Annotated in this window: 21 protein-coding genes; 16 read left to right on the top strand and 5 right to left on the bottom strand. The window is 34.4% G+C overall.

Annotated features, from left to right (window positions below):
* Window positions 1-121 precede the first annotated feature (121 nt).
* Window positions 122-880: a DUF2208 family protein gene (locus tag GFS03_RS09545; protein WP_153423805.1), complete on the top strand. Its 759-nt coding sequence runs from the start codon at window positions 122-124 to the stop codon at window positions 878-880.
* Here the strand turns inward: GFS03_RS09545 and GFS03_RS09540 are convergent.
* On the bottom strand, window positions 852-2,156 hold the full coding sequence (locus tag GFS03_RS09540; protein WP_153423803.1) for a cobyrinate a,c-diamide synthase: 1,305 nt from the start codon (window positions 2,154-2,156) through the stop codon (window positions 852-854). The genes GFS03_RS09545 and GFS03_RS09540 overlap by 29 nt on opposite strands.
* A 63-nt stretch (window positions 2,157-2,219) precedes the next feature.
* Between GFS03_RS09540 and pcn the strand changes: the two genes are divergently transcribed.
* The 4 genes from pcn to GFS03_RS09520 are packed head-to-tail and all read left to right on the top strand — an operon-like array spanning window position 2,220 to window position 5,462.
* Window positions 2,220-3,002: a proliferating cell nuclear antigen (pcna) gene (pcn, locus tag GFS03_RS09535; protein ID WP_153423801.1), complete on the top strand. Its 783-nt coding sequence runs from the start codon at window positions 2,220-2,222 to the stop codon at window positions 3,000-3,002.
* On the top strand, window positions 3,002-3,988 hold the full coding sequence (locus tag GFS03_RS09530) for a hypothetical protein (RefSeq protein WP_153423799.1): 987 nt from the start codon (window positions 3,002-3,004) through the stop codon (window positions 3,986-3,988). The genes pcn and GFS03_RS09530 overlap by 1 nt, the downstream gene beginning before the upstream one ends.
* Window positions 3,981-4,979, top strand: a complete 999-nt coding sequence (locus GFS03_RS09525; RefSeq protein ID WP_153423797.1) for a methionine synthase — start codon at window positions 3,981-3,983, stop codon at window positions 4,977-4,979. Before GFS03_RS09530 ends, GFS03_RS09525 begins: the two co-directional genes overlap by 8 nt.
* A 24-nt stretch (window positions 4,980-5,003) precedes the next feature.
* A complete protein-coding gene (locus GFS03_RS09520) occupies window positions 5,004-5,462 on the top strand; it encodes a 30S ribosomal protein S15 (protein ID WP_153423795.1) in 459 nt (152 codons plus the stop codon).
* Here the strand turns inward: GFS03_RS09520 and GFS03_RS09515 are convergent.
* Window positions 5,459-5,845, bottom strand: coding sequence for a CbiX/SirB N-terminal domain-containing protein (locus tag GFS03_RS09515; RefSeq protein ID WP_153423793.1), 387 nt, complete (start codon window positions 5,843-5,845; stop codon window positions 5,459-5,461). The genes GFS03_RS09520 and GFS03_RS09515 overlap by 4 nt on opposite strands.
* A 77-nt stretch (window positions 5,846-5,922) precedes the next feature.
* Between GFS03_RS09515 and GFS03_RS09510 the strand changes: the two genes are divergently transcribed.
* Genes GFS03_RS09510 through GFS03_RS09485 form a run of 6 tightly spaced genes read left to right on the top strand, consistent with a single transcriptional unit; the run spans window position 5,923 to window position 9,489 of the window.
* On the top strand, window positions 5,923-6,567 hold the full coding sequence (locus GFS03_RS09510; RefSeq protein WP_153423791.1) for a 30S ribosomal protein S6e: 645 nt from the start codon (window positions 5,923-5,925) through the stop codon (window positions 6,565-6,567).
* Between the two features lie 8 nt (window positions 6,568-6,575).
* On the top strand, window positions 6,576-7,823 hold the full coding sequence (locus tag GFS03_RS09505) for a translation initiation factor IF-2 subunit gamma (protein WP_153423789.1): 1,248 nt from the start codon (window positions 6,576-6,578) through the stop codon (window positions 7,821-7,823).
* Entirely contained in the window at window positions 7,802-8,224 is a 423-nt protein-coding gene (locus GFS03_RS09500; RefSeq protein WP_153423787.1) for a PIN domain-containing protein, read from the top strand. Before GFS03_RS09505 ends, GFS03_RS09500 begins: the two co-directional genes overlap by 22 nt.
* Before the next feature lie 3 nt (window positions 8,225-8,227).
* On the top strand, window positions 8,228-8,770 hold the full coding sequence (locus tag GFS03_RS09495; RefSeq protein WP_153423785.1) for a DNA-directed RNA polymerase: 543 nt from the start codon (window positions 8,228-8,230) through the stop codon (window positions 8,768-8,770).
* A 6-nt stretch (window positions 8,771-8,776) separates the two neighbouring features.
* On the top strand, window positions 8,777-8,977 hold the full coding sequence (gene spt4, locus GFS03_RS09490; RefSeq protein ID WP_153423783.1) for a transcription elongation factor subunit Spt4: 201 nt from the start codon (window positions 8,777-8,779) through the stop codon (window positions 8,975-8,977).
* On the top strand, window positions 8,950-9,489 hold the full coding sequence (locus GFS03_RS09485; RefSeq protein ID WP_153423781.1) for a GTP-dependent dephospho-CoA kinase family protein: 540 nt from the start codon (window positions 8,950-8,952) through the stop codon (window positions 9,487-9,489). Before spt4 ends, GFS03_RS09485 begins: the two co-directional genes overlap by 28 nt.
* Before the next feature lie 88 nt (window positions 9,490-9,577).
* Here GFS03_RS09485 and GFS03_RS09480 read toward each other — a convergent pair whose 3' ends face one another.
* Window positions 9,578-10,822 carry a 2,3-bisphosphoglycerate-independent phosphoglycerate mutase gene (locus tag GFS03_RS09480; protein ID WP_153423779.1) on the bottom strand — a complete coding sequence of 415 codons (1,245 nt, stop codon included), beginning with the start codon at window positions 10,820-10,822 and terminating at the stop codon, window positions 9,578-9,580.
* Window positions 10,819-13,098, bottom strand: coding sequence for a CDC48 family AAA ATPase (locus GFS03_RS09475; RefSeq protein WP_153423778.1), 2,280 nt, complete (start codon window positions 13,096-13,098; stop codon window positions 10,819-10,821). Before GFS03_RS09475 ends, GFS03_RS09480 begins: the two co-directional genes overlap by 4 nt.
* Window positions 13,099-13,121: 23 nt before the next feature.
* Here GFS03_RS09475 and rgy point away from each other — a divergent pair, with 23 nt between their 5' ends.
* Together rgy and GFS03_RS09465 are read left to right on the top strand one after the other, a co-directional pair.
* Window positions 13,122-16,841 carry a reverse gyrase gene (rgy, locus tag GFS03_RS09470; protein ID WP_153423775.1) on the top strand — a complete coding sequence of 1,240 codons (3,720 nt, stop codon included), beginning with the start codon at window positions 13,122-13,124 and terminating at the stop codon, window positions 16,839-16,841.
* 17 nt (window positions 16,842-16,858) lie between these two features.
* Window positions 16,859-17,728: a carbon-nitrogen hydrolase family protein gene (locus GFS03_RS09465; RefSeq protein ID WP_153423773.1), complete on the top strand. Its 870-nt coding sequence runs from the start codon at window positions 16,859-16,861 to the stop codon at window positions 17,726-17,728.
* A gap of 3 nt (window positions 17,729-17,731) precedes the next feature.
* Here GFS03_RS09465 and GFS03_RS09460 read toward each other — a convergent pair whose 3' ends face one another.
* On the bottom strand, window positions 17,732-18,064 hold the full coding sequence (locus GFS03_RS09460; protein WP_153423772.1) for a 30S ribosomal protein S25e: 333 nt from the start codon (window positions 18,062-18,064) through the stop codon (window positions 17,732-17,734).
* Between the two features lie 48 nt (window positions 18,065-18,112).
* On the opposite strand from GFS03_RS09460, the gene GFS03_RS09455 reads away from it, so the two are divergent.
* The 3 genes from GFS03_RS09455 (at window position 18,113) to GFS03_RS09445 (ending at window position 19,912) form a co-directional block, all read left to right on the top strand.
* The gene (locus tag GFS03_RS09455; protein ID WP_153423770.1) at window positions 18,113-18,844 is read left to right on the top strand and encodes a TrmB family transcriptional regulator; all 732 of its coding nucleotides are present in this window, start codon (window positions 18,113-18,115) and stop codon (window positions 18,842-18,844) included.
* Window positions 18,845-18,887: 43 nt separating this feature from the next.
* Entirely contained in the window at window positions 18,888-19,040 is a 153-nt protein-coding gene (locus GFS03_RS09450; RefSeq protein WP_009988754.1) for a ribbon-helix-helix domain-containing protein, read from the top strand.
* A 101-nt stretch (window positions 19,041-19,141) separates the two neighbouring features.
* Entirely contained in the window at window positions 19,142-19,912 is a 771-nt protein-coding gene (locus GFS03_RS09445) for a tRNA (adenine-N1)-methyltransferase (RefSeq protein ID WP_153423769.1), read from the top strand.
* Window positions 19,913-19,934: the final 22 nt, after the last annotated feature.

Here is a 19,934-nt window from a genome sequence, read left to right as displayed (position 1 = left end):
ATATCAGAACTGTGATAGTATAAAAAAGTATTTACTCATATCTAAGTACAATATTTATTTGAAATTGTAAATCATTGACCCAACAGAAATATAAGCCTATATTATTAAAGTTATAGTAGCAATGTCCTCTACTGGATATAATCCCTTCAACTGGAAGTTTGTAGTACTATCGCAAGTAATGATGTTATTGTTTTCTCTAGTGCTTAGCTTTTTCCCAAAATATTTTATAGAATTTTACATACTATATATTTTAGTTTACTTGGGTATAACATCCGTAATAATGATGCGTTCGAATCCTTTACTTAGAGAAAGGCGATCCATAGGTGAGATAGCTAATGCTAGAACGTTATATGAAGAGAAAAAGGCAAGTGAACTAGTTAACAAGGACGAAGAATACTTAAAGGAAACGACTGAGGTAATGAAGAAGAATTTCTCTTCAATGGGTATCATGTTCTTATATATGATAATACTAATATTAATTTACAATTATGTAATAATTAGATTTGTTACTAGCATTGATAATACACTGTATAAATTTGGATTTTTCGTGTTATATTTCGAATTGTTATATGGTGTTAGCTTTTTAATGAATAGACGTGTACTAAAGTTTCAGACTAATATCCCCATGGCACCTACATCGTATAAAATAACAGAAAAGGGCGTAATAGCTACTGACAAATCTGGAGTATTTTTACCATCAAAGTATTTAGTAGATGCTCAAATTTCTCAAAATAGGGATAAGAAATACATTGAGATAAAGTCATCATCGAAGTTTCCATTCCACGTTAGACTCTATTCACAAGATATAGACAAGGTAGCTGAATTAATTGAAAGAGTAAAGAAGATAGAGCTTAAAAAACAATCCTCTGCTGAAAGTTAGAAAAGTGTAAGTGGGAGTAACTTGCAATAGTATTATGACTTTTTAAACCATCTAATTTATTAACAATACCTTTTCCTATTCTAACCTTAAATACAAATTCCTCTTCGTTGACGCTTATGGGTTTAGATATATGAAACTCATGTCCCCTAACTAAGCTATTTTTATTGACTAGGAAGTTTTCCTTGACTGCCTCTAATTCTGTATACCCAATTGTTAATTTATCCTTAGTTTTTATGTCAATATCAAAAATACCCACCATATTGTAATTTTTATTATTCTCATCTACCAGAGTTTTTGATAAGTACATTAGACCACCACATTCAGCATATATTTTCACTCCAGAATAAGACATTTTTTTGATCCAACTCTTTGTTTTGATGGAATTTTCTAGCTCATTTAGATGAAGTTCTGGATAGCCTCCTCCGATATATATGGCATCTGCATCTTCTACGTATTCGTCATTTAAGGGACTGAAGAATTCCAATTCATATCTGCTTTTCAATATATCTAAGTTCTCCTGGTAATAGAAACTAAAAGCAGGATCGTAGGCTATAGCTATTTTTCGTTTTAGTCCCTTATTTTCATCTTCTTTAGGAAGATCAACTTCAAGATCTTCATCGGAAGCCATCTCATAGATTTTATCTAAATCGACGTATTTCTCTACTAATTCTGACGTATATTTAATTAAGTTCTGTACCTCTTTATTATCCTCAATCGTGATCAAGCCTAAATGTCTGGACTTAACTTCCAGATTTTTATCGAATGGAACATAGCCTAAAACCTCAACATCTTCTACTGCATTTTTACAATAGTTATAATGAGTCTCCGAGGCTATTTTATTAAAGATGACTCCTCGTATATTTACATCGTTTCTATAGTATTTTAACCCCTTTACAATTGCACCTACAGTACTTCCTATATTGGAACAGTTTATTATCAAGATTACTGGAGTCTTAGTGACTTTAGCTAGCTCGTATGTGCTGTAAAGCGTATCTATACCATCATATAAACCCATTACTCCTTCGATTATTCCTATATCGAATTCTCTTCCATATTTTATCAAACTTCTCTTTACATTATTTTTCCCCATCATCCATAAGTCCAGGTTAATTGAAGGAAAACCCGTGGCAACCTTGTGATACCCAGGATCTATAAAATCAGGGCCTGCTTTGAAACCTCTAACTCTGTATTTTTTAGATAGCGCTCTCATTATTGCTGATGTGATAAGCGTTTTTCCTGATCCACTTCTGTCTGATGATAATAATATCCTTCTCATAGTTAGAAGTATATTCTCTAAAAGGATAGTTAAACCTTTTGAATCTTTAGTAAGATTGAAAGTATGATATGTCTTAAATCTTTTGAAAGGAATATAAGATTGATTAACATGAAAGTAGTTTACGATGATGTGAGAGTTCTTAAAAATATTGTACAAGCTTTAGCCAAGTTAGTCGATGAAGCGATATTAAAGTTCAAGGAGGATAATGTGGAATTAGTAGCGTTGGATAGAGCTCGTATTTCTCTTATATCAGTAAACTTGCCTAAAGAGATGTTTAAAGAGTATGACGTAAGTGAGGAATTCAAGTTTGGCTTTAATACTCAATATTTGATGAAAATTCTGAAAGTAGCTAAGAGAAAAGAGGCAATAGAAATAGCTAGTGAATCTCCAGATAGCGTTATCATAAATATTATAGGAGGCACAAATAGGGTGTTTAATATTAGGAACCTTGAGGTATCTGAGGAAAATATTCCGGAAATTAACCTTCAATTCGATATATCAGCCACTATTTCTTCAGATGGTTTTAAGTCAGCAATATCAGAAGTTTCAACAGTGAGTGAGAATGTAATTATTGAGGGTCATGAAGATAAAATATTAATTAAGGCTGAGGGCGAAAGTGGGATTGAAGTTGAATTTTCTAAAGATACCGGTGGTCTTCAAGATTTAGAATTTTCTAAAAATTCGAAGAACTCATATTCTGCAGAATATCTAGACGATGTCTTATCATTAACTAAACTTTCAGATTTCGTCAAGATAGCGTTTGGTGACCAAAAACCTCTTCAGTTATCCTTTAATATGGAGGGAGGAGGGAAAGTTACTTATTTATTAGCTCCAAAAGTTGGATAATGAATGTGAAAAAAGCCTTAGTGGGTAGTTTCCCAAAAAATCCCAAATTAGGGAAAGTAATTTCATGGTATAATATGGGCAAGATAGGTAAGGAGAAGCTAGAGAAGTACATTAACGAGAGTGTCAAGAAATTATTTGAGTTAGCCGGAGATGTTAAATTAGATTATACTAGCAATGGGCTATTTAGATGGGACGATATTATTGATGTAACATTTGGTTTTATTAACGGTACTGAAAAAGGTCCTTTACAAAGGTTTTTTGATAACAACTTCTATTATAGGCAACCTGTAATTAAAGAGAAAATAAATGTAAAGGCAAGGGAGGAGAACGTTTTCCTACAAGACTTAGAATCTTCTAGGAAAATTAAAGAAGAATTAAGTTTAGCTTCTAAGTTGAAAGCTGTAATTCCAGGACCATTAACGTACTATGTGCTATCTGATAATCGGTATTATAAGAATCCAATAGACCTAATGAGTGATTACGCATCAGCTGTTAATTCACTATCACAAGAACTTTCAAATGTTGTAGATGCTATAGAAATTCATGAACCTGCGATATTTAATAATAACATAAAGAGAGATGTTTTGGAGAAGTTACCAGAAATATACAAAAGTATGTTTAATAATGTAAAAATAGAGAAGCATCTAATAACTTATTTTGAAATCAATAACTTAAAAAGATTGGATATACTTTTCTCCCTACCAGTAGATTATTTCGGTATAGATGTAATTGAGAATTTGAAGAAACTCGGGAGAGTATATACGTACTTCTCCTCTAGGAAAGTATACTTAGGTATTCTAAATGCTAGGAACACTAAGATGGAAAGGATAAGTACAATTATTAGAGTTCATAACTCAGTCAAGCGAAAAGGTGTAAGTGACGTAATTATAGGCAACAATACCTTATTTGATTTTATACCCGAGGTTGTTGTTATAAAGAAACTAAAACTTTTAAAGAAATTAGAGAAGGTGAAGAATAATGGGTAAGCTACCTTTACTTACCACCAGTGTTATTGGAAGCTATCCTAGGCCTAAATGGTTAAGAGAATCCATAAGACTCCATAAAGCTGGCAAAATAAGCGACGAGGACTTACAAGAAGCTTTTAACGATGCTGTGATTGCAGTGCTTAAAGATCACAATAATGCTGGAGTTGATGTACCTACAGATGGAGAAGTTAGAAGGGATGAGATGGTTGAATTTTTTGCGGAAAGGATGAAAGGATTCAAGTTCTATGGTCCAGTAAGAGTGTGGGGAACAGCATATTATAGAAAGCCTTCTGTTGTTAGCAAAATTGAGTATAGAAAACCAATGCTAGTTGACGAGTTTGCTTTTGCGAAATCGGTCTCTTATACCGATAACCTAAAAATAACAATAACTGGTCCTTATACTATAGCCGAATGGTCATATAATGAATACTATAGGAGTAAGAAAGACTTAGTTTTTGATCTTGCGAAAGCAATAAATCAAGAAATAAAGAACTTAGTAGAAGCTGGAGCTAAAATAATACAAATCGATGAGCCGGCTTTACACACTAGAAAGGAGGACGTAAGTTGGGGTGTAGAGGCAATAAATGAGGCAGTAAAAGGCGTAAACGCTAAGCTAGTTATGCATATATGTTATGGTGATTATAGCCTTGTTGCGCCATACTTGAACGAGATTAAGGTAGATCAGATAAATTTTGCCTTAAAAATTTATAACTATAAGCCTTTAGAACTTTTGAAGAAACATGGTTTCGATAAGGAGCTTGGAGCTGGAGTAATTGATGTACATAATAGAAGGGTTGAGACTCCTGAGGAAGTTGCTAATGATATAAGAAAAATTTTAGAGTATTTCCCTCCAGAGAAGTTATGGATAAATCCAGACTGTGGACTGAAATTACTTTCTAGAAAAATAGCCTATCAAAAACTAATCTCGATGGTAGAAGGGACAATGATTGTAAGAGAAGAACTTAAAAGGAAAGGATATAGTGTAGATTAAAAATAGTAATTTGGTGAGGCATAGATGAACAAGAGAAGAGCTAGAGGGAAATCACATTCAATAAGACCTGCTAGAGCAGGAGCACCAAAATGGGTTAGGCTAACCAGGGAAGAAGTTGAAATGCTAGTTGAAGAGTTAGCTAAAAGGGGTTATACTCCATCTATGATAGGGATAATATTGAGGGATCAATATGGAATTCCCTTAGTTAGACAAATAGTTGGAAAAAAGGTTACCCAAATATTAGAAGAAAGGGGTTTAGCTCCTCAACTACCGGAGGATCTCTTTAACCTAATAAGGAAAGCAGTAAATATAAGAAGGCACATCAACGAATATCCACGTGATAAGACAGCCAAGAAAGGATTAGAAGAGGTTGAGTCAAAGATCAGACGTTTAGCTAAATATTATAAGAGAATTGGAAAGCTTCCGCAAGAATGGGCTTATGATCCTGCAAAGGCAGAGTTATTAGTAGCCGGCGCAAGTTAGTAGTTTTTGTTATAAGTTTCGTTAACCCTTTTAACTAATACTTCCCCTATTTTCTCATCAAATCCTAAAGGGTCAGCTATTATTATTTCAATTTCCTTCCCCATGTATTGTATTTTCTTTTCGTCGTTATTTATGCCTAGTAGCTTTGGAATATCTCTTTTGAAATGAGTTCCAGTTGCAAATAATAACGGAACTACTACTATCTTATCAGCACCCTTAGCTAAAAGATTACTTAGGGCTTCACTCAGGGTAGGTTTATTGAACTCTAAGAAGCCGAATTCTACTAAATTAAAATACCTAGATAAATATTCAGCGTACTTAATTCCAACATCTTTCCATTCTGGTATCTTGCTACCATGTAAAACTAATAAAACTCCTAGCAACGTTTCTCATGTAGCTTATAGTGATGCGATTTTATATATTTGTTTTAAGTATACCACACAAAAGGTGGCATTGTTAAATGCCGGACTTCAAAATTGTCATTTCAGATCCACAATCTGTAGAGCCTAAAAGAATAAAGGTTAAAGTAAAGGCAAATGACCAAGTTAAATCTATAGCTGGAGAAAAGGATGGAAAAGCTGTACCCCAAGCTAAAGTTAATGAGAACACTAAACAATTATTAAATATTGATACGCTTGTCACATTGGAAATAACCAAACAAGAAGGCGATAAAAAAGTAAAGGTAAAAGGACATTTTAAGGTAGAAGTAGATAAAAATGTACCAGATAATGAAGTATGGATAAGTAAAACTATGGCAGAAAAGTTTGGAGCGGAAGATTTTGAAGCTATTGCATATAGGACTAAGACGTTACAAATAAGTATTGATCAAAACAAGGCCTCAAATTTGATTGGCCTAAAAATAGGTGATACGTTTGAAGCTAGTCAACTGATTGGATTACCTGTTAAGCTAAAGATAACTGGAGGATCAGATAATTCGGGATTCCCAATGCGATTTGACGTTACTGGAGCTGCTAAGCGTAAAATATTGTTAAGTGGACCTCCCGGATTTTACCCGAATGAAGACGGAGAAAGAAGAAGAAAAACCATAAGAGGAAATACTATTAGCCAAGAAATAGTTCAAATTAATACCATAATAGTAAGGTGAAGTAGTTTTTGGCATGGCCTAAAGCTCAACCAGAAGTTAACATAGGTGTAGTTGGTCATGTAGATCATGGTAAGACAACACTAGTTCAAGCTATAACGGGAATTTGGACATCGAAACATTCTGAAGAACTAAAAAGAGGTATGACAATAAAATTAGGTTACGCAGAGGCTAATATAGGTATTTGTGAGAGTTGTAAAAAACCAGAGGCTTATGTAACCGAACCCTCATGTAAATCATGTGGATCTGATGAGGAGCCTAAGTTTTTGAGAAGAGTTTCCTTCATTGATGCTCCAGGCCATGAGGTTCTAATGGCTACAATGTTATCTGGAGCGGCGTTAATGGATGGTGCAATTCTTGTTGTTGCTGCAAATGAACCTTTTCCCCAGCCCCAAACTAGAGAACATTTCGTGGCTCTAGGTATAATAGGAGTGAAAAATCTAATTATAGTTCAAAATAAGGTCGATGTAGTTTCCAAAGAGGAAGCATTGGCACAGTACAAGCAAATAAAGCAGTTTATAAAGGGAACTTGGGCTGAAAATGCACCTATAATTCCAGTAAGTGCACTTCATAAGATTAATATAGACTCCCTAATAGAAGGTATAGAGGAATATATAAAGACTCCTTATAGGGATCTTTCACAACAACCTGTTATGCTTGTGATAAGGAGTTTTGACGTTAATAAACCCGGTACGCAATTTAATAAGTTAAAGGGTGGTGTGATTGGCGGTAGTATTATACAAGGCTTATTTAAGGTTGACCAAGAAATAAAGATATTACCGGGTTTAAGAGTAGAAAAACAAGGTAAAGTATCTTATGAGCCTATTTTCACAAAAATTTCATCCATAAGATTTGGAGATGAGGAATTTAAGGAGGCTAAACCAGGAGGTTTAGTAGCAATAGGCACATATTTAGATCCTTCGTTGACTAAGGCTGATAATTTGCTTGGTAGTATTATCACCTTGGCTGATGCTAATGTTCCAGTTTTATGGAATATCAGAATAAAGTATAATCTCCTTGAACGTGTAGTTGGAGCTAAGGAGATGTTAAAGGTGGATCCCATAAGAGCTAAGGAAACTTTGATGTTATCTGTTGGTTCATCTACGACTTTGGGTATAGTTACTTCTGTAAAGAAGGATGAGATTGAAGTGGAATTAAGAAGACCAGTAGCAATATGGTCTAATAATATTAGAACTGTTATAAGTAGGCAAATAGCTGGTAGGTGGAGAATGATAGGATGGGGGCTAATAGAGATCTAAAAATACTGGTTGATACTAATATTTTATTATACGTGTACGATGGTCTAGATCCATTTAATAAGGTATTGGAATTTCTAGATTATAAACCGACTTTTTTTATTCATTCTACAGTCTTAAGAGAGTTAGATATTTTATCTGAAAGAAATAAAAAAGGATTTATTATTACCTCTAGAGTTAAAATTGCTATGAAATATTTGGAGGTATATAAAAACTCATGGAATTTAATAAATGATTATGATAATTTACCTACGGATGAGGCATTAATAAGGACCGCCATTAGGCATAATATGTTTATATTTACTAACGATAAGGAATTAAAAAATAATGCAATTAAAAAGGGGATAGGAGTTTTATTTCTTCAAAATAGGAGTAAAATTATAAAATCCTTATATCCTATCTAACGTATGTATAAACTTATTAAAGCACGTAGCATTGTGAGGATCCCACCCAATGAATTTGGTAAACCATTAAATGAGATTGCTTTAAATGAACTAAGGCAACAATATCAAGAAAAGATCCTTAAGGATTTAGGTCTGGTTTTAGCTATACTAAATGTTAAAACCAGCGAGGAAGGGTTACTGGTATTTGGTGATGGTGCTACTTATCATGAGGTTGAATTTGATATGATAACCTATGTACCAGTTGTACAAGAAGTAGTTGAAGGCGAGGTTTTACAAGTTGATAACTATGGTGTATTCGTTAATTTAGGGCCAATGGATGGTCTCGTTCACATCTCCCAAATAACGGATGATACACTAAAATATGACAATGTAAGGGGTATAATATTTGGTGAGAAATCCAAGAAAGTAATACAAAAGGGTGACAAAGTAAGAGCAAGGGTGATAAGTGTTGCATCTGCGGCAACAGGTAGATTACCTAGAATTGCTTTAACTATGAGGCAACCGTACTTAGGTAAGTTAGAGTGGATAACACAAGCTAAGAAGTGAGTATAAATGGCTAAGAAATCAGTCTTTAAAGCATGTAAAAATTGTAAAGCATTAATAGAGACTGATAAGGAAGTATGCCCAGTATGTGGTAGTACTAGTTTTACAGAAGAGTGGGATGGTATGATTATTATCATTGCTTCAGAGTCTGAAGTAGCTAAAATAACTGAGGCACCAAAACCATGGAGGTACGCAATAATAATAAAATAAACCTATGTTTCACTTTTGATAATTTAAGAAAAGAACTTTCTAGACCATATGGTATTCTTTTTACAAATAATGATGTCTTTTTAAATTTTGTATCTAAATCAATAAAACAAGGTTCCCGGGTTATAACTGTAGGAGATTATGTAAGCAGAGTATTAGAAGAAAATGGTATAATCCCTTTCTTAGAAGTTATAGATGGAAAAACCAAGAGATATATATCACAACATAGGGCTATTGTAAAGAATAAGGAATATAAGGTGATAAATGAGGCAGGGAAAATTCGATTTGAGATATTCGAAATTATGGAGAATATCCTAAGAGATAGTGAAGGTGGAGTAGTTTTTGTTAATGGAGAAGAGGATTTACTTGTCATTCCGATTATATTGAGTGCAATGCACGGTGATATAGTAATTTATGGACAACCTAATGCTGGAGCTGTCGTAATTACAGTGAACGAGATGATAAGGTGGAGAGTAAGAGACATATTAGAAAAAGCCATAGTTAAAGAATGCTAACACTCTTTTTAGCCTTAGAGGCCAAAGTCTGACTTTATCAGCCCTGCGCAGGATCTTCATTTTTTAAACTCCGTCCTTCCGAGCGTCATCATGCACCGTATTTCTCTGCTCTATTAGAGTAGTTTAGCAATATATTTGTTACGTCTAATCCTCTTATTCTTAGACTTCCTTTTCTAGCCTCTTTCTCGTTAAAATCTCTTACATTGTCATTTACAATTGGATAAGGCACGTAGAGAAGTACTGGAACTGGATCTCCCGAATGTTCTTTAACCTCTACTGGAGTAGCGTGATCTCCGGTAAACATCAATATTAGATTATCCGTTCCAACATTATCCACAATAGTTCCTATTACTCCATCTATCCTCTCTATCGCCTTTATTTTTTCCTCTACTAGCCCATCATGTGACGCAGCGTCAGTAGCCTTAATGTGTAGAAAAACGAAGTCATTTTCCTTTAACAACTCTATTGCCGCTTTAGCTTTAGCGTTATAATCAGTATCGATACCTCCAGTAGCACCTGGCGGTGTTGCAACACTCATGCCAAGTTCTCTACATATTCCTTTTATAAGTGCTGTAGCTGAAACAGCTGCGGCTTTAAGCTTAGTATAGCTTGAAAATGATGGTAACTTAACATAATGGGCAGCCCCTCTTAGCAATACTATATTAGCTGGCTTCTCCCCTCGTTCTATTCTTCTCTTGTTTACTTCAGAGGAGTTTAAGACGTCGAAAACTTTCCGCGTAAGAATATTGACAATCTCAGCGGTTCTCTGAGCTTCGATAGAATCTTCTAATGGTTTACTTTCAAGAACCTTCAAACCATTATAGTGAGGATCAGTGTCACTAACCTTATCACTTATTCCTTTCCCGGATAATACTACTGCTATTCTATGTTCTGTTCCCTTATAAAATCTAACCTTTACGCCATTTACCTCCTTAATTTTTTCATTTAATTCCTTTACTAACTCCTCTCCTTCTTCAAACTTCCTACCCGCTCTTCTATCAACTACTACTAGATCATTGTTCACGGTAGCGAAATTTCCTCTAAATGCAACATCCCCATGATTTAGCACAGCACCAGCTCCCAATGCCTCGAAAGCTCCTCTTCCTCTATAATATACGTGTGGATCTAGACCAAATATTGATAGATGTGAAGTATCGCTTCCTGGAATTACGCCAGGCGATATTGGATCCATCAAGCCAGTCATTGAATTTTTAAGTAAATCACTTATGGCTGGTTTATGGGCAGCTTCTAGTGGAGTTAACCCATTTAGTTTAGATAATGGTCTGTCTCCTAAGCCATCTGCAATTATTAAAAGAATCTTATATTGTTTCATCCAATCACCGATCTCTTTATTTCTTTCACCATGTTTTCATATCTCATAATATCAGCTTTAGTGAGACTAGGCGTTACAATCTTCATGGCATCTAGGAAATCTTGCATAGTGATTTTTATTTCTAGATTGCTCATACAATTCTTTATAGTCTTATCACTACATTCTTGGTCTTTACATTCCTTTTTGGCTTTATTTAAACACTCATAGTACTTTTGTCTTAATACTTTCATTGTGGTTTCCCTAGCTAATGCCTCAATATCAGCTCCAGTATATCCTTCAAGTTTTTTTGCTAACTCCTCTAGATTTACACTAGAATCAATAGGTAGTGTTTTAGTGTAAATCTTAAGAATTTCTATTCTGGCCTTTTCGTCAGGTGGAGGAACATATATTAATCTATCAAATCGACCAGGTCTTAACAGTGCTGGATCTAGAATATCTGGTCTGTTAGTTGCAGCGATAACTACAACTCTATTTAATGATTGGATTCCATCCATTTCTGATAGTAACTGATTTACTATTCTTTCTGTTACACCGGAATCGTGTGTAAAGCCTCTCATAGGTGCAATAGAATCTATTTCATCAAAGAATATTACACAAGGAGCCGTTTGTCTTGCCCTCCTAAATATTTCTCTAACTGCTTTTTCACTTTCACCTACCCATTTGGATAATATTTCTGGTCCTCTAACTGCTATGAAGTTTGCTCCGCTCTCAGTTGCCACAGCCTTTGCCAGCATTGTCTTTCCAGTTCCTGGTGGGCCAAACAGCAATATACCCTTAGGTGGTCTAATTCCAAGCTTTTCGAACATTTCTGGGAATTTTAATGGCCACTCTACAGCCTCTCTTAGTTGCTGTTTAGCTTCTTCCAATCCTCCAATATCTTCCCATTTGACTTTTGGAACTTCTACATATACTTCTCTAAGGAGTGTTGGTTGAATGAACTTCATGGCGTTAATGAAATCTTGCATCGTTACTTTTAATTCCTTTAAGACATCTACTGGTATTTGTTCTTGTTCTAGATTGATTTTGCGTTCATTAATGAACCTTCTTAAGGCATTCATTGCTGCTTCTCTAGCTAGAGCTGCGAGATCAGCTCCAGTGTAGCCGTGAGTCTGTTCGGAAATTTTATCTAAATCTACATCTTCAGCTAGAGGCATATTTCTAGTATGTACTTGTAGAATCTCTTTTCTAGCTTTGGCGTCAGGTGGTCTAATTTCTATTTCCCTATCAAATCTTCCTGGTCTTCTTAATGCCGGATCTACCGCATCTGGTCTATTAGTTGCTCCTATGACTATTACCTTTCCTCTTCCTTTAATTCCATCCATTAGAGTCAACAATTGTGCTACTACTCTTTTTTCTACCTCACCAGTAACTTCTTCCCTCTTTGGTGCAATCGCATCTATTTCATCAATGAATATTATTGCTGGTGCGTTTTTCTCTGCTTCCTCAAAGATTTCCCTTAGTCTTTGTTCACTCTCCCCGTAGAATTTACTCATTATTTCTGGTCCATTGATCGAAGTGAAATACGCACCTATCTCATTAGCCAATGCCCTAGCCAATAAGGTTTTTCCAACTCCCGGTGGTCCGTACAGTAATACACCTTTAGGTGGTTCTATTCCTAGATGCTGGAAAACTTCTGGATGTCTCATTGGAAGTTCCACTATTTCTCTTATTTTCTCCTTTACATCTTCAAGGTCACCAATATCTTCCCAAGTCACCTTAGGTACTGCAGCAGTTTCCTTTACTGGTTCTTGCCTTATCTCTAATGAGGTTCTACTGGTAACTCTTACCGATAGTGAGGGCTGTGTTGAAACTACTACAAAATCTATGGACCCAACATAAGTAGGAACAGAAATCGTTTCTCCTCTGCTTAGAGGTTTATCCATTAACCAGTCTTTAACATATTCTACAAAACTTTGGCTAAATGAAATAGGTTGTGTTGGAGCCAGAACTACCTTGGTAGCATCTTGTACTTGTGCTTTCTTTACTGTAACTTCATCTCCAATACCCACTCCTATGGATTTTCTAATGTAACCATCTATTCTTATCTCATTGTCCGCTATTCCATCTCCTATTAACGCTTGTGCCAATGAAGAACCTGAAGGTCCAGTAATCTCTATATAATCACCGTTCTCTATTCCTAATCTGCTCATAGTGTAATCAGTTATTCTGGCAACCTTCCTTCCGACGTCTCTTTGTCTAGCTTCTACCACTCTCAATTTTAATTGTTGGGACATATTATTCATCTTTCCGAAACGTTTAAAATAAGTCTTACTCATTAAAAGTATACGAGATTGAGAGATTGACGAGCATAGAGAAAGTCCCTCCCTCAATATATACTGGATCATGTCCTAATTGTGGAGGAAATATATCATCCCAGAGACTATTTAGTGGTTCTGTATGCGAATCGTGCTTAAAGGAGGATAGAGAATTTAGCAATTTATCTGACCTGATTAATATTCTTTATGAAAATAATAATCTGAAAAATCTTACTCATTTATATGATATATTGGAAGAGTATAAGAAAGTCGAAGAAATATTCAGTAAATTGTTAAATAACTCGAAACCCATAGGTCCTCAAAGGTCATGGATAATAAGATTCTTAAGGGGAGAAAGCTTTGCAATAATAGCACCTCCCGGTCTAGGTAAGACAACCTTTGGTCTAATAATGTCCCTATACAATGCTACTCATAATAAGAAATCAATCATTATTTTTCCAACTAGAACTTTAATATCACAGACGATAGATAAATTGGCGAAATTTTCTGAATCATACTCGTATTCACCTAGAATACTTTATAATAAGCAGTCTTCTACTCAGACAGAGAACGTATTAGAGCAACTTAAGAGTGGGGATTTTGACATATTTGTTTCTACCAGTAGATACGTTATTCAGAATCTATCTGAATTGTCAAATGTAAAGTTTGACTTTATTTTTGTGGATGATGTAGACGCTGCGTTAAAATCTGGAAAGAGTGCTAAGGCAATACTTCGACTGGTAGGGTTTACTGATGAAGATATCCAAACAACTATGAAGCTACTTAGAGAAAATATAGGAGACGAAGAGAAATTCGGAAAAATTCAAGAAATTAGGGAAAATAAATTAAAGGACAAGATAGTAATTTTCTCCTCTGCAACCATTAGTAGAGGAAATCCAATTCTCTCATCACTAATGGGCTTTAGGCCCGGGAGTTCCGTAATATATCTAAGGAATATTTATGACTCCTACATTGATCTGACTCAAACTTGTAAGGAGCAGGATGTTGATGAGTGCACGCTCGGTACCGTTATTAGAGTTCTTAAAAGGCTTAATGATGGTACTTTGGTTTTTGTGCCTATTGATAAAGGTGTTCAATATGCTGAGTATTTAGCTTCAAATTTAAGAGACCATGGGATAAATGCCGAATCTGTTGTGTCATCTTCCATTTCAAAATTAGAGAAATTTGAGAGGGGTGAGGTAGGAACTTTAGTTGGCGTAGCAACTCATTACGGAGTTTTAGTTAGGGGAATAGACTTACCTTGGAGGGTAAAATATTCAGTCTTCGTAGGTATTCCAAAATTTAAGTTTAAAATTGGTGAATATATGCATCCATTGGCGTTAACTAGACTACTAAGCTTAGCATACTTAGTTAAGAATGATGACAAAATAAAGGGTTTACTTAGTTACATTCGTAAGAAGTTAAGAAGAATTAGCCCAGCAGCTTTATCGATGTTAGCTAGGGATATAAGAGAAGGAAGGATAGATGATGAGAGGCTAAAGGAAGCGTATAGTTTAGTGAATGAATATCTAAAAGATAAAGAGTTTTTGAAAAAAATATCTGATGTTGGAGATTTGGTAATAGAAGGGGATTATATACTAATGCCAGACTATCTAACTTATATTCAAGCTAGTGGCAGAACATCTAGGCTTTATGGTGCTAATTTAACTACTGGTCTTTCAGTATTATTAATAGATAATTCTAAATTATTTGAGTTGCTTAATAAAAAACTAAATTTAATTTTGGATGAAGTAAAATGGTATCCGTTAGATGTCGATGCAGATAAGCTTGGACAAGTTAATTTAGATGGTATTTTGACTAAAATAGCTGAAGAAAGAGAGAATTTGAGTAAAATGAAGAAAGAAGGAAGTGTACAATCATCTGCTCTTAATGTTAAGACAACTTTATTTATAGTTGAATCTCCTAACAAGGCTAAAACTATTTCGAACTTCTTTTCAAAACCATCTACAAGATCATATGGTAAGCTCAGAGTTTATGAGACAGTACTTGGAGATAGGATCCTAATTGTAGCTGCTAGTGGGGGGCATATTTATGATCTAATAACAGAGGATGAAAATAAAAGACATAATGACAATTATGTATATGGAGTCTTAGTAGAAGATAGTAAATTTGTTCCAATTTATTCTACTATAAAGAAATGCGAAAAGGGTCATCAGATAGTAAAGGATCTAAGCGAGAATAAATGTCCTATTTGTGGATCTAAAATAGTTACTGATAAGACAGAAGTAGTAGATATATTGAGGAAATTAGCTCTTGAAGCTGATGAGGTTCTTATAGGAACCGATCCCGATACTGAAGGAGAGAAAATTGCTTGGGATATATATTTGGCTATTCGACCATTTAATAGTAATATAAAGAGAGCGGAATTTCATGAGGTTACTAGAAGAGCAATACTTAATGCAATAAAGAATCCAAGAGAATTTAACGATAATTTAGTTAAATCGCAAATTGTAAGAAGGATTGAAGATAGATGGATTGGGTTTAAATTATCACGAAAACTGCAAACTGACTTTTGGGAACAACACTGTAAATCTATTTCTAAGGAAGAAACGGAATGTAAAGAAAATCGTAATCTGAGTGCGGGTAGAGTTCAAACTCCGGTATTAGATTGGGTAGTCAATAGATACCAAAAATATAACGAAAGTAAGAAAAAGTACCTTATTATAGAGTCTGAAGATAAGTCAATCTTTCCCTTTAGTATATTAGCTTTAAAGAAGAATGGTTTATCTAAGAAAAATCAGATATTTATACAACTATTTGACATAAATACAAAAGAAGAAGAGTTTGGTCCCTTACCACCATATACTACAGATACGCTACTATCCGATGCTGCTAATCTTTTAAGAATCCCTGCATCAGATACCATGAGAATTGCTCAAGACCTTTTCGAACTAGGTTTGATAACTTACCATAGAACTGACAGTACTAGGATATCTAATGTTGGTATAAGTGTAGCAGAAAGTTATCTTAAGTCCAAACAGGTTGATGTTTCTAAGATATTTAGACCAAGATCTTGGGGAGAAGGAGGTGCACATGAAGCTATCAGGCCCACTAGACCCTTAGATGAAACGATGTTAAAAGCGTCAATAGAGCAAGGAGATTTGGAACTCTCAAAACAATTAACTTTTAATCATTTTAGAGTATATAATTTAATATTTAGAAGGTTCATTACTAGTCAACTGCCGCCATTAATAGTAACTAAACAGATAATTAAAATAAGGGCGTATACTGATGATAATGCTGAACTGGACTTAGATGAGGGTACGAAGGAGCTTGTTATTGGGTATAGGCTAAAGGAAGGGGATGAGTATAGACAAGCGCTTCAAGATGCTATATATGCTACATTTAAGCTTTATCAACCTATTGACGAAAAAATGAAAGGAAAAGAACTTATTGGTAAGGTAACAGGTACGTTAAATAAGAGTGATGTACAGTTATATACCGAAGGAGAGTTAATAAGTGAGATGAAAAGTAAACAGATCGGAAGACCGAGTACGTATGCAGTTATAATCTCTACGTTAAAGAAAAGGAGATACATTATAGAATCTAAAAATTTGAAGAAAATAATACCAACCAAATTAGGTATTGCAGTTAATGAGTACCTTATGGAAAATTATAAACAAATAGTATCTGAGACACGAACTGTGAAATTACTCGAAAAGATGAACGAGGTAGAGGAGGGTAAAGTTGATTATTTAGTACTCTTAAAAGAATTATATAATGAAATACAAACAATTAGTTAAGGTTGGTGAAAAAGTTTATGCTTATAGCATTAATCCATTTAAGGCTTAAGGAATTATCAAGAAAACACAATCTAGAGAAAGCTAAAAAACTAATAAGACAAGCTAAAGATAAAGGTGCGAAATTAGTTATACTTCCATCACTGTTCCCTTCTGGAAACATGTTTGAAATATACGATAACGATAAAAAGCTAAGGAGTTTCATTAAAAATCTTGCAGAGAAAATTCCTGGCAATAATACTGATGCTCTAATAAATCTAGCTATGGATGGGGAGGTTCATGTGATAGTCGGCCCTATTTTGGAACAAGCTGGTCCTAAAATATTCTTAACTTCACTCATAATATCACCACAAGGGGAGATTATAGGAAAATATAGGAAAACTGTGTTATCTGATAAGGATATAAGACTGGGTATATCTGCAGGTAAGGAACCAGTTAATGTAGTTCTTGATAGAAAATATGGCATTATCGCTGAAGACGATATTTTCTCGCCAGAGATCAGTAGACTCTTAGCTATGGGAGGTTCAGAAATAGTTATCGGCACTATGAAAGCCTTAGGAAAAGAGCAGCAAGTCATAAAACATCTTGCAATTGCTAGGACTGTAGAGAACGGAATACCTTATTTGATAGTGGGGGAAAGTATAGAAGATGAAGAGGGAGAAATCGTAGGCTACTCACCGACTTTTATTACCTCTCCAGATAATTTGATAAGTAAAGAAGCTGAGGAAGATGATAGTATATTGCTCGTTGAAAGCTCAATCTTAACATCATCATCAAAACAGATATCATTAACCTATCTAGAACCAATTATAAATGGTCTTTGTAAAGGTGTAAAAAAGATTAAAGGAGAGGCAAAGAAGAGATCTGCTTCTACAATAGAAGAGGAATAGATTTTAAGAAGCGGCAACATATATTTCTAATCTTCTATTCTTAGAATATAACTTAACTACATTCTGATTTTCTAATTCCTTTAGTATCTTTCTAGCTACACTTATACTTATTCCCGATTTTGTTGCTAAGGTATATGGGGTTATAATACTCTCTTTCTTTATTTCATCTAGGACTCTCTTCTTAGTTTCTTCATCTATAGTTACCGCCCTGCTAATTATCTCTTTTCCAGTCTTTGATGGACCTTTCTTCTTCTCTTCTGCTTTTTGTTGTTTTTCAGCTTCCTTCTTTAATCTCTTTTCCATTGTGGAAATAGGTTTCTTTGAAGCTCCACCCATGTCTTACTCACTATGTTTTAAATTCCAATTCTTCCTAATAAATTATAGATGTCATCTGAATTATTAGAAGAGACAATCAGCAGAGTATCGAAGTTTGCCTCGGTTTTTGGAATATCAAAATCGGAATTAAAGGTATATTCATATCTCTTAATATATGGAAGAGCAACCGCAAGAGAAGTCTCAAATAAGTTAAGCTTACCATACACTAAAGTATATAATATTTTATCTAAACTTGAAGGTAGAGGATGGGTTATAAAAATAGACAAAAGGCCTGCGGTTTATGAAGCAATTCCTTTAAGGGATGTATGGAATAAGATTAAAATCACTTTTCAAGAGAAATTAGATGAGTTCGAAAAACAATTCATAGAACCAATATCAACTATTTTTTCTTCTAATATGGCATATAATATAGTTGTTATACCAAGAGATAACATTATGGATAGTGCGTTAAGGCTACTAAAGGATTATAGCAAGATGTATTTAGTTGCAATATCCTATCAAGAGTTTGTGAGAAGTGACATTATAGATATATTAAAGGCCAACTCGCTTAAGGCAGAAACTAAAATAATAGTGGATAAAAGCGTAAATTTTCCAGAAATTGCATCTGTTCAAGTTAAAAGAGCTCAATCTCTATTTGGAAGTGGTATAATTACTTCTGACTCAATCCTCCTAATCATAAAGAATAATGATGTATTAACGGGTCTGTTTTCAAATCACAAATATCTCATAGACATTGGCACAGTATATTTTAATCATTTATGGTCTACATTACCGGGCTAACTCTTATAAATGTTATAAAATTAAGTATGCTATCTGAGTTTCTATGAAAATAATAACGGTAAAACTACCAGAGCAGTTTTTGGAAGCAATAGACGAATTAGTAAATACAGGTAGATATGGTTCTAGAAGTGAAGTCATAAGAGCAGCAATAGGTGATTTTATACGGAAAGAACTATGGATAACTACAGAAGAGTAAATGATGAAGGCTGGTATTTTTGATGAAATGATATAAGACACCAAAGCTGATGCATTTTTTATCAAGTAGAAAGATACTTAACTCACTATTTTTCCTTTTATATGATGCCATTAAGCGAAGGAGATCCGGTAGTAATTTGGATAGACCCAAAAAGAGTTTATATTTCCAAACTGGAAAGAGGTAAACGGCTTGAGACTGACAAAGGAGTAATATTTTACGACAATTTAATAGGTCTTGAATATGGTTCCTCACTAGTCTTGAAAACTGGCATTAAAGCGTATTTATTAAAACCTACTATACAAGATCTCTATTCCAAAGGGTTAAAGAGGCCTTCCCAAGTTCTATATCCTAAAGATATAGGATATATCTTAACTACCTTTTCACTGAATCAAGTAAAGACAATAATCGAGGCTGGAACTGGATCTGGATTTCTAACAATTTCATTAGCCTTAAGTTTGAGTGAAAACGCTAAGATCTATACTTATGATGTAAGGGAAGATATGCAAAAAGTAGCTAAATTTAATGCAAACGTGTTAGGTGTTCAAGATAAGATAGTGTTCAAACTGAAGGACATAAGGGAAGGTATAGATGAGAAGGATGTAGATGCAATTTTTTTAGATATGCCTGATCCATGGAATGCTATACCAAAGCTTTATGAACCACTAAAACCTTCATCTACAATAATTGTATTCGTTCCTACGTTAAATCAAATAGAGAAAACATACTTTGCAATGAAGAATTCTGGAATTATAGATATTCATGTAGAAGAACTTATTTTGAGAGAGTATCAAGTTAAAGAGAACGCTGTAAGGCCCAGAAATATAGGTATTATGCATACGGGTTATATTATTAGGGGAAGGAAATCAATATAAGGTACTGTTAGTGGAGTATATT

Origin of the sequence: Sulfolobus sp. E5-1-F (assembly GCF_009601705.1) — an archaeon.
Lineage (GTDB): Archaea > Thermoproteota > Thermoprotei_A > Sulfolobales > Sulfolobaceae > Saccharolobus.
The sequence above is the reverse complement of the archived record's forward strand: the minus strand, read 5'-3'. Positions and strand labels throughout refer to the sequence as shown.